This is a genomic window from Coprococcus sp. HCN-4056, from assembly GCF_037892645.1.
Classification (GTDB): domain Bacteria; phylum Bacillota; class Clostridia; order Lachnospirales; family Lachnospiraceae; genus Coprococcus; species Coprococcus ammoniilyticus.
The window spans coordinates 574,762-585,672 of record NZ_JBBKBL010000001.1 but is presented as its reverse complement, the minus strand read 5'-3'; the positions used below and the strand labels follow the sequence as shown (position 1 = coordinate 585,672).

The window sequence follows — 10,911 nt, the reverse complement described above, 5'->3', positions numbered from 1 at the left end:
GTTTTCGCCTGTACCAGTAAAACTTAACGGAGAAGGAGGGATTTGAACCCTCGCGCCGCTATTAACGGCCTACTCCCTTTCCAGGGGAGCCCCTTCAACCGCTTGGGTACTTCTCCTAGTATCAAGCGCTTGAACTTTCCATCTTTGTTTATTGAAAAGTCAGCGGAGAGAGAGGGATTCGAACCCTCGCGCCCTTTCGGACAAACGGTTTTCAAGACCGCCTCGTTATGACCACTTCGATATCTCTCCATCCAGTTGTTTAAGTCTCCTTTTGACCGGCGACTTGTATATATTAGCACTTCTGTTTTTCTATGTCAACACATTTTTTCAAATTATTTCATTTTTTTGTGACTGGTATTTTCAAGTACTTTTTTACCCCTGTTTTTGCAGAAATTCCTGTCCAATACGCATATCTTCCGGTGTCGTAATCTTTATATTTGTATAGCTGCCCTCAATCACTTTCACCTGTATCTTACCGTATTCTTCGACCACCATCGTATCATCCGTCACTGCTATTGCTGCCCCATCTGCCCGTTTCTTCATCATCTTCTGATAACACTTCATCAGACATTTATAATCAAAGCTCTGTGGGGTCTGAATCTGCCACAGATACTCTCTTGCAGGAGTCGCCATTCCAATCCGATTTTCATTTACGATCTTTATCGTATCCTTTACAGGCATCCCCACCGTACACGCTTTGTAATCTGCCAGTGTCTGGATCGATCTAACGACCATATCCTGTGTCACAAATGGTCTTGCGCCGTCATGGATCATGACATAATCGGTCTCCGGACATGCACACAAACCATTATATACAGAATCATACCGATTTTCACCGCCCTCTACTACAGATACAACCTTTGTAAAATGATATTTCTCTATGATCTCATGCCTGCAATATTCCACACTGTTTTTTCCTGTTACAAGAATGATGGAATCCACAGGACTTTCTTCAAAAGCTTTTAATGCATAATAAATTACAGGATAGCCTCCAAGCTCCATGAACTGTTTTTCAATTTTACTGTGCATTCGGCTGCCTTTTCCTGCCGCAAGTATGATCGCCGTTGTCTTCATGTTTTCTCTTCTATCCTTTTATCTTTTTTGCCTTTATTATTTGTTTCATATTGTATTCTTTCACCATATATTTACAAACACTCACAAAGCAGCAGAGCAATCTGCATTCACTTCTTACTGTATCCTTCTACCGCTCGCCTAATTTCAGATTTGGAACTGCATTCAGATCCAGCCCGTGTCTGGTACCTTTTATGAATTCATAATAACCAGCCGCTCCGATCATGGCTGCATTATCGGTGCAAAGGATCGGTGCCGGATAATATAACTGAATTCCTGCTTTTTCGCAGGCCGCTTTCATCGATGCACGAAGTGCTGAGTTGGATGCAACACCGCCTGCCAGCGCAACTTTATCCATGCCATATTTCCTGGCTGCATAGATGGTATGTTCTGTCAGTACATCCGTTACCGCTTTCTGGAAGGATGCCGCTACATCTGCGCGGTTGATCTCCTCATTCTTCATTTCCTTCTGATTGATATAATTTAAAACTGCAGACTTCAGACCACTGAAGCTAAAATCATATGCAGAATCGGAAATCTTTGCTCTAGGGAATTCAATTGCATCCGGATTTCCCTCTTTTGCAAGCTTATCTACCTTCGGTCCACCCGGGTATCCAAGTCCGATAGCTCTTGCTACTTTGTCAAATGCTTCACCTGCCGCATCATCTCTGGTCACACCAAGGATCTCAAACTGCCCGTAGTCTGTCACCTTTACCAGATGGGTATGCCCGCCGGATACAACCAGACACATAAATGGCGGTTCCAATGTCTTATCTTCTATAAAATTAGCAGCAATATGTCCCTCTATATGATGAACGCCTACCAACGGGATATTCTTTGCATAGCTGATCGCCTTTGCCGTTCCTACTCCAACCAGCAAAGCTCCTACTAAGCCCGGCCCATATGTAACTGCGATCGCATCTATATCATCCAGAGTACAGTCTGCTTCTTTCAGTGCAGTCCTTATTACCTGATTCACTTTCTCGATGTGTTTTCTTGACGCTATCTCAGGAACAACGCCGCCATACAGTGTGTGAATGTCAATCTGTGAATATATGATATTTGATAATACTTCCCTACCGTTTACGACGACAGCCGCTGAAGTCTCATCACAAGATGATTCAATTGCCAGAATCTTTATATCTTTTTTCTCCATTTTCATCTTCCTCTTTTTCCTGTTTTACCGTCTGTATCAGTCTGCAAATTTTAACGTTGTCTCCATCCGGTCTTTTCCTGCAACCGCAGCCGGGAATATTTTTCTTACTTCATCCATGTACTGCATCGGCTTGATCAGGGACGGACTATAATGTGTCAGCCACATCTGTTTTACTTCTGCCTCTTTCGCAATCTCCGCCGCCTCATACATTGTCATATGCTTATGGGAAACTGCCTTTTCGTATTTGTCCGGTTCACCATACATTCCTTCGCAGATAAACAAGTCTGAGCCTGCCGCATGTTTTGTAATAAGTGGTGTCGGACGGGTATCTGTACAATATGTGACCTTAAGCCCTTTCCGATCCGGTCCCATAACCATATCCGGTGTATAGAGCCTGCCGTCCAGTTCTATCGTCATGCCCTTCTGCAATGTATTCCAGATCTGCATCGGAACCTCCTGTGCACGTGCACGTTCCACATCGAATTTACCAGCACGGTCAAGCTCAAATGAATATCCATAACAGGTAACATTATGATTTACCCGGTACGCATTTGCACGTAAGCCACACACTTCAAATTCTTCTTCTTCCTCTGTCAGTTCTTTAAACTGTATCTCAAATGGAAGCTCCGGTGCGATCACGCGCAGAGAGTTCACTACCCGTTCCAACCGTTTTGGCCCAACCATCAGAACCGGATCCTTTCGTTCTGCATTTCCGATTGTCAGGAGTAGCCCAGGCAATCCGCTGATATGATCTGCATGAAAATGTGTGAACAGGATCACATCGATCGGTTTGAAGCTCCATCCCTGCTGTTTGACTGCTACCTGCGTTCCTTCACCACAATCAACTAATATAGAGCTGCCATTGTATCGTATCATCATGGATGTCAACGCTCTGTACGGAAGTGGCATCATTCCGCCTGTACCAAGCAAACATACATCTAACATATTCTATCCTCCAACTTCTATTTCCACTCTGTCTGTAAACCATTTCTCCTGTAAGGAAAAAAGAGTCATTTTATATTCAAATGACTCTCTGGTTCTACATATATTCTGCCGTTTCGTCTCTCTGTACCGGTACTGCAAAGCTGTCTGCCAGCCGGTCATAACAATCTTCGCATATACAGATCCTGTGGGTTTCTCCATCTTTCTTTGAGAAGTATCCCCACTTTTTTGAAATTATAATTGCATCTTCCATCAAAATGTCATTTCTGACTGACAATTCTTTCCCACACATATTGCAGCGTATTACATCCATCATAATTTCCTCCTGATCTTCCGGTTCCCCGGCGATCTCTGTATCTTTTCTATTGTCGATTATAATAGAAAAAATGCATCTTTTGTAGTGGGAATTCCTGTCATCTATGTATTATGAATGTGAACACTTCAGTTCCATGATAACAGCATCTTCTGTTGGTTTTTTATAATAATCTTTCCTTCTGGAAATCTCATCGAAGCCTAGTGATTCATACATTGATATTGCTGCGTCATTAGACTCACGAACCTCCAAGAAGATCTTTTCTCCATTGTCTTCTACACACATGCGGATCATTTCTTTCATCAGTCTGTGTCCGATTCCACATTTCCTGTAATCTTTATCAACAGCAATCCGAAGCAGTTCACAATCCTCACACGGTGCAGTAAAGATACAATAACCAACCACCTTGTCATCCTTCGTTGTGTCAACTGCTGTAAGCACGGTATCATACGTTCCATACATGGATGTCGCAACCATCTGCTCATTCCAGGAACTCATAAATACTTTTTCTCCCAGAGAAACAATATCAAGCAACTGTTCCTCATCGCCTTCTCTTATCTCAATGTTGTCTAAATAGGGCCCCGCCGCCCCGCCATCACTGACGCTATTACTCATTTCTTTCACCTTTCTCTTTTCTTTCTCTTTCTGCCTGAGACATTCTCAGATATTCAGGAGCAAAATCATCTCCATTTATATATTGTTCATGCGCATACCGGTAAGCGCCGGCATATGCGACTGATCCAGCCTTCTGTTTGTTCAGATGTGCCGGTGCCAGACGTGCATGCTTCATCTTTGACAGGATCTGAGATCCATACACCTGTATGCCATCACCTGTAAACTGCACTTCTTCATCTTTTTCAAGAAGCAGATCGATCAACTCATTTACATCCATCGGTATCTGATCCATCTCTGTAACCAGATTACCTGCTTCGTCAAATCTGTACAATCCAGTATAGACCTGATTTCTTCTGGCATCCATGATCGGACAGATCAGCCTGTCACTTCCCCAGAAATTGTATGCAAGTCCTTCCAGTGTCGGAACAGGCACAACCGGCTTATCAAGTGCAAGCGACAGTCCTTTTACCGTTGCTGCTCCGATACGCAGTCCGGTAAATGACCCCGGACCTGCTGCGATCGCGATCGCATCTACTGCATCAAGCTCAATACCTGCTGCGTTTACAACCTCGTCCAGCATTGGAAGCAAGGTCTGTGAATGTGTCTTTTTGTTATTTACTGTAAATTCTGCAACCAGATTGTCATTCTCTAATAAGGCAACGGATGCAACCAGCCCTGAGCTGTCCAGAGCGAGGATCTTCATATCTTTAAACCTCTTCTATCGTTATCTTTCTATAATCTGTCCCTTTTTCAAGGTCTTTTTCAATCGTTATCTTCTGATAATGATCCGGAAGGATCTCTTCGATCAGATTTGCCCATTCGATCAGGCATACTCCATCACCGTATACCATCTCATTGTAGCCGATCTCTTCCATCTCATCCACATCTCCGATCCGATAGACATCAAAATGATACAACGGAAGCCGTCCGTCATCATATTCTTTCACGATCGTAAATGTAGGGCTGTTCACAATATCATCGACTCCAAGACCTTTAGCAAATCCCTGTGAAAATATCGTCTTTCCTACGCCCAGATCTCCAAAGAAACAGAATACCTGTCCCGGAACCGCCTGTTCGCCAAGCTCCCGTCCGATCCTGTATGTGTCTTCTCTGCTGTTGCTTTCTTTTACAATCATCATAAATCTATCGTTATCTTCTTTCCTTTTACTTCATATGGCCGATAAGTAACTCCTGCCATATCAAACATTCTCTTGGATGCCATCGTGCTGTCGGTACTGGCATATTTATCCGACAGATAGATCACCTCTTTTATCCCACACTGAATGATTGCTTTCGCGCATTCATTGCAAGGAAATAAGGTCGAATAAAGTCTTGCGTCCTTTAAGCTGCCGCCCCTGTAATTCAGGATGGCATTCAATTCTGCATGACACACAAAGAAATATTTATTGTTCAAAGGATCACCAATCTTTCCCCATGGCATGATATCATCTTCACATCCGGCAGGCATACCATTATACCCTTCCGACAGAATACGATTATTATCGTCTACGATACATGCACCAACCTGAGTGGAAGGATCTTTGCTTCTCTCTGCTGACAACAGTGCAATACCCATAAAATACTGATCCCAGCTAATGTAGTCGGCTCTTTTCATCGGTGTCCTCCTTTTCTTTTCATCTGATCATCCGGTTATTTCCATATAGTGATAACCCGTTTTTACATCGGCCATCTTATGGTTATACAACTTTTTTCTCTAAAATGCTACTCTGATTATGCTGAAAATTTTATCAATTTTAGCTGTAATATCAGCAAAACTGCCCTCAGTCATGGACGAAGTGATAAATGCAAGCTCTCCGTCCACACCTTCTGCTGTTACATATGTCACATCACCAAACAGCTTCTGGATCTCATCTTTTGTGATCGCATCTGCACTTACTCGTATGAAGAAACGATTAACCGCATCTCTGAAATCACCGATCGGAAGTGCTTCTGCATCCCAACTTGCCATAATATTCTTACCCATATGTTTTACTTCGTCTACAACATCGGATACAACGGCGGATGCTGTTGGAAGCTTTCCGGCTCCTCTTCCATAGAACATGATATCATCTACAACATTTCCATGTACAAATATGCCATTGAATACATCATGGATACCGGATAATGGATGGTTCTCGTCCAGCATCATAGGTGCAACGAAGGAGTATAAGGTATCTCCTTCCTTTTTAGTCGTACCTACTAATTTGATCGATACACCAAGTGCATCTGCATATTTGAAATCTTCTGTTGAGATCTTTGTGATTCCTTCTGTATGGATTTTAGTGTAATCCAGATGCTTTCCATATACGATAGAAGTCAGGATAGCGATCTTTCTACACGCATCTCCACCTTCTACGTCTGCTTCCGGATTTCTTTCTGCATATCCCAGATCCTGTGCCTGCTTCAGCACTTCATCATAAGATGCACCTTCCTGATCCATCTTGGTCAGGATATAATTTGTTGTTCCGTTTAAGATACCTGTGATCTCTGTTACTTCATCTGCTGTGATAGAGGTATTTAATGGACGGATGATCGGAATACCACCGCCAACAGATGCCTCAAATAAGAAATTCACATTGTTCTCTTTTGCGATCGCAAGTAATTCCGGTCCGTGAGAAGCTACCAGTTCCTTATTGGATGTTGCTACACTTTTGCCTGCTGCAAGGCACTGTTTTACAAATGTATAGGCAGGATTGATTCCTCCCATTACTTCGACAACAACCTTTACTTCATCATCGTTTAAGATGTCATTGAAGTCATGTGTCAGTATCTGCTGTACAGGATCTCCCGGGAAATCTCTCAGATCAAGAACATACTTGATGTTAATCTCTTCTCCCGCTCTCTTATTAATGATCTCGTGATTTGTATTGATTACTTCAACCACGCCTGAACCAACTGTACCATAACCTAATACTGCTATATTTACCATGTGGGTGTCTCTCCTTTTTGCATTCTTTTTTGTATATTACGACTCACTCCGGCTGCACCATTTTAAATATGCATTCATAAATCCGTCGAGTTCTCCATCTAAAACTGCGGCAACATTTCCGCTTTCTTCACCTGTCCGGTGATCCTTCACCATCGTATACGGCTGCATAACATAAGACCGAATCTGGCTTCCAAATCCATTCTCCAGTATCTCACCCCGAATATCCGAAATCTTATCCAAATTCTCCTGTTTCTTGATCAGATACAGCTTAGACTTCAGCATCTGCATAGCCTTATCCTTATTCATATGCTGTGAACGCTCATTCTGGCATTGTACTACGATACCGGTCGGAATGTGCGTGATACGAACCGCCGATGATGTCTTATTGATGTGCTGTCCACCGGCTCCGCTCGATCTGTAAGTATCGATCCGGAGATCATCTTCATTGATATCCACTTCCAGGTCTTCCTCTATCTCCGGTATCACATCGCAGGAAGCAAATGAAGTCTGCCGCTTGCCTGCTGCATTGAACGGTGAAATACGAACCAGACGATGTACTCCTTTTTCTGATTTCAGATATCCATAAGCATTCTGTCCACTGATCTGTATCGTAACCGACTTAATGCCAGCCTCATCACCTTCCAGATAGTCAAGCACTTCCACCTTGAAACCGTGCTTTTCCGCCCATCTGGTATACATTCTGTATAACATCGATGTCCAGTCACAGGACTCTGTCCCGCCGGCTCCTGCATGAAGCGTCATAACGGCATCGTAACCATCAAACTCATCCGACAGCAGAAGACTGATCCTGTAATTTTCGAATTCCTTCTGAAATGCTGTCAGCATCTCACCGATTTCCTCTATCATAGAGGAATCGCCCTCTTCTTCCGCCATCTGAATCAGGGTTTCAATATCTGAAAAATCCTGTTCCAGCTTCTGATATTCCTCCAGCGAATCCTGCAGCTTCTTTAACTGTCTGGAAACACTGGTTGACTTTGCTACATCATCCCAGAAGCCCGGCTGTTCCATCTCATATTGTAATTTTCCTATGCTGTCTTTTCTGCCAGCGATGTCAAAGTGAATCCCTTACTTCCATTAATGGTTGTCTGTACTGATTCAGTGTGAACTTAAACTGGTCTGTCTCTATCATTAATTTCTCACCTACTTTATCGGTTGCATCCGCAACACATTATTTCTATTCGTTCCGTCCGCAGCAGTTTTTATATTTCTTACCGCTGCCGCATGGGCACAGATCATTTCTTCCGATTTTTTTTGCTTTCTTTACAGGTCCTCTGGATACAGTATCATCCTTGTTTGTTCCTGTAACTTTATTTACTTCCTCACGTTCAACCTTCTGTTCAACCTTAACACGAAGAAGCAGTTTTACTGTATCCTCCTGAATTGCTCTTGTCATTTCATTGAACATGTCATAACCGGCAAACTTATATTCTACAACAGGATCTCTCTGACCCAGTGACTGAAGTCCGATGCCCTGCTTTAACTGTTCCATATCGTCGATATGGTCAGTCCATTTTCTATCAATTACCTTCAGAAGGATAATACGCTCGATCTCACGCATATCTTCCGGACTTGGGAATTCTTTTTCTTTCTCATGGTAGAGTTCCACAGCCTCATTATACAGTCTCTCTTTGAGTTCTTCTGTGTCACCCTTTTTGATCTCATGCTCAGTAAGTGCGATTGGTTCTGTAAATGGAATGATCTCACGGATCATATTGTCAAGCTCTACAATATTCCACTCTTCTGGTGCAGCTTCTGATGAGCATACAGTATCTACACATGCATTGATATCATCCTTGAGCATCTTCAGGATAACTTCATGCATATCTTCACCGTCTAAGACTCTCCGACGCTCCTTATACATGATCTCTCTCTGTTCATTATTTACACGGTCATACTCTAACAGATTCTTTCTGATCGCGAAGTTGTTGCTTTCGATCTTCTTCTGGGCCTTCTCTACGAAGTTCGAGATTGTCTTATGCTGGATCTCTTCGCCCTCCGGTATCTTCAATGTATCATAAAGGCTCATAACTCTCTCAGAACCAAACAATCTCATCAGATCATCTTCCAGAGACAGGTAGAACTTGGATTCACCCGGATCTCCCTGACGACCGGAACGTCCACGGAGCTGATTATCGATTCGTCTGGACTCATGACGTTCTGTACCAATGATACGAAGTCCGCCAAGTTCAGCAACGCCCTCGCCAAGCTTAATATCCGTACCACGACCAGCCATGTTCGTTGCGATCGTAACTGCATTCTTCTGACCTGCTTCTGCAACGATCTCTGCCTCAAGCTCATGGAACTTTGCATTTAATACCTTATGTGGAATTTTTTTCTTGCTGAGCATGTGGCTGAGTTCCTCAGATGCATCAATATTGATCGTACCAACCAGAACAGGCTGTCCTTTTCTGTAACTCTCATTGATCTGCTCAACAATAGCGTTTAATTTCTCTTTCTTTGTCTTGAAGATAGAATCCGGATGGTCAATTCTCTGTACCGGAAGGTTGGTTGGGATCTCTACAACATCCATGCCATAGATCTCTCTGAATTCTTCTTCCTCTGTACTTGCTGTACCTGTCATACCTGCTTTCTTCTCAAACATATTAAAGAAGTTCTGGAATGTGATCGTAGCAAGTGTCTTGGACTCTCTCTTAACCTTTACATTTTCCTTTGCTTCGATCGCCTGATGCAGTCCGTCTGAGAAACGACGGCCCGGCATGATACGTCCTGTAAATTCATCAACGATCAAAACCTCGTCATCCTTTACAACATAATCACGGTCACGGAACATCAGGTTATGTGCACGAAGTGCAAGAATTATGTTATGCTGGATCTCGATATTCTCAGGATCGGACAGGTTCTCGATATGGAAGAACTGCTCTACTTCCTTCACACCGTTTGCTGTCAGCATAACATATTTGTCTTTTTCATTTACAAGAAAATCTCCGTCTTCCTCAATTGCTGTATTCATCAGCATATCCATCTTGGAGATCTCACCATCACCTTCACCACGCTTCATACGTCTTGCAAGGTAATCGCACATCTTATAAAGCTCTGTCGATTTGCCGCTCTGTCCTGAAATGATCAGAGGTGTTCTCGCCTCATCGATCAATACAGAGTCGACCTCGTCGATTACACAATAATGAAGTCCTCTTAACACAAGTTTTTCTTTATAGATAACCATGTTATCTCTTAAGTAATCGAAACCGAGTTCATTATTTGTTACATAAGTAATGTCACATGCATATGCGTCACGTCTTTCATCATTTGTAGATGAATTCAAAATAATACCAACTGTAAGTCCAAGGAACTCATGAACCTTACCCATCCATTCAGCATCACGCTTTGCCAGATAATCGTTGACTGTTACGACCTGAACACCTTTGCCTTCCAGTGCGTTTAAGTATACAGGAAGTGTAGACACAAGGGTCTTACCTTCACCGGTTCTCATCTCGGCGATACGTCCCTGATGTAATACAACACCACCGATCAACTGTACTCTATAATGCTTGATGCCAAGCACTCTGTATGCAGCCTCTCTTACAACTGCAAATGCTTCTACCAGCAGATCATCAAGCGTTTCCCCATTTGCAAGTCTCTCTTTGAATTCTGCTGTCTTTGCTCTTAATTCCTCATCGGACAATGCCTGCATGTCAGAATCAAGTGCTTCTATCTTGTCCACAATAGGAGCGATCTTCTTCAGTTCTTTCTCACTATGTGTGCCAAATACTTTTTCAAATAATCCCATTCTATTATTCTCCTAACTGTTTTCTTGGTTTCATATCCAAATCTTATTACTCAGGGTACATAATACCATCATATGAAATTTATATCAAGAATGAATCTGAAAAGCTTTGGTAAAGC

Annotated in this window: 11 protein-coding genes and 2 tRNA genes; all 13 read right to left on the bottom strand. The window is 42.8% G+C overall.

What is annotated here, in order from left to right:
- Positions 1-27: 27 nt before the first annotated feature.
- Positions 28-116: transfer RNA gene (locus WKT03_RS02440), tRNA-Ser, on the bottom strand.
- A gap of 47 nt (positions 117-163) precedes the next feature.
- Positions 164-249: transfer RNA gene (locus WKT03_RS02435), tRNA-Ser, on the bottom strand.
- A 123-nt stretch (positions 250-372) separates the two neighbouring features.
- Entirely contained in the window at positions 373-1,074 is a 702-nt protein-coding gene (gene ispD, locus WKT03_RS02430) for a 2-C-methyl-D-erythritol 4-phosphate cytidylyltransferase (protein ID WP_021943131.1), read from the bottom strand.
- A 127-nt stretch (positions 1,075-1,201) separates the two neighbouring features.
- Positions 1,202-2,227, bottom strand: a complete 1,026-nt coding sequence (gene tsaD, locus WKT03_RS02425) for a tRNA (adenosine(37)-N6)-threonylcarbamoyltransferase complex transferase subunit TsaD (RefSeq protein ID WP_445293038.1) — start codon at positions 2,225-2,227, stop codon at positions 1,202-1,204.
- Positions 2,228-2,263: 36 nt separating this feature from the next.
- A complete protein-coding gene (locus tag WKT03_RS02420) occupies positions 2,264-3,172 on the bottom strand; it encodes a ribonuclease Z (RefSeq protein WP_021943129.1) in 909 nt (302 codons plus the stop codon).
- Between the two features lie 94 nt (positions 3,173-3,266).
- Entirely contained in the window at positions 3,267-3,485 is a 219-nt protein-coding gene (locus WKT03_RS02415; protein ID WP_021943128.1) for a hypothetical protein, read from the bottom strand.
- A gap of 108 nt (positions 3,486-3,593) precedes the next feature.
- A complete protein-coding gene (gene rimI / locus WKT03_RS02410) occupies positions 3,594-4,097 on the bottom strand; it encodes a ribosomal protein S18-alanine N-acetyltransferase (protein WP_021943127.1) in 504 nt (167 codons plus the stop codon).
- Positions 4,090-4,800 carry a tRNA (adenosine(37)-N6)-threonylcarbamoyltransferase complex dimerization subunit type 1 TsaB gene (gene tsaB / locus WKT03_RS02405; protein WP_021943126.1) on the bottom strand — a complete coding sequence of 237 codons (711 nt, stop codon included), beginning with the start codon at positions 4,798-4,800 and terminating at the stop codon, positions 4,090-4,092. Before tsaB ends, rimI begins: the two co-directional genes overlap by 8 nt.
- A gap of 4 nt (positions 4,801-4,804) precedes the next feature.
- Complete coding sequence (gene tsaE, locus WKT03_RS02400; RefSeq protein ID WP_420315013.1) at positions 4,805-5,233, bottom strand: tRNA (adenosine(37)-N6)-threonylcarbamoyltransferase complex ATPase subunit type 1 TsaE; 429 nt, start codon at positions 5,231-5,233, stop codon at positions 4,805-4,807.
- A complete protein-coding gene (locus tag WKT03_RS02395; protein ID WP_021943124.1) occupies positions 5,233-5,712 on the bottom strand; it encodes a deoxycytidylate deaminase in 480 nt (159 codons plus the stop codon). The genes tsaE and WKT03_RS02395 overlap by 1 nt, the downstream gene beginning before the upstream one ends.
- A 99-nt stretch (positions 5,713-5,811) precedes the next feature.
- Positions 5,812-7,026 (bottom strand): homoserine dehydrogenase, encoded by a 1,215-nt coding sequence (locus WKT03_RS02390; protein ID WP_021943123.1) that lies wholly within the window; start codon positions 7,024-7,026, stop codon positions 5,812-5,814.
- A 36-nt stretch (positions 7,027-7,062) separates the two neighbouring features.
- Positions 7,063-8,176 (bottom strand): peptide chain release factor 2 gene (gene prfB / locus WKT03_RS02385; protein ID WP_340390867.1). Its coding sequence is split into 2 segments (ribosomal slippage): positions 7,063-8,100 and positions 8,102-8,176, totalling 1,113 coding nucleotides; the frame shifts between segments, so codons are not numbered across the junction.
- A 45-nt stretch (positions 8,177-8,221) separates the two neighbouring features.
- Positions 8,222-10,795 carry a preprotein translocase subunit SecA gene (secA, locus tag WKT03_RS02380; RefSeq protein ID WP_117784715.1) on the bottom strand — a complete coding sequence of 858 codons (2,574 nt, stop codon included), beginning with the start codon at positions 10,793-10,795 and terminating at the stop codon, positions 8,222-8,224.
- Positions 10,796-10,911: the final 116 nt, after the last annotated feature.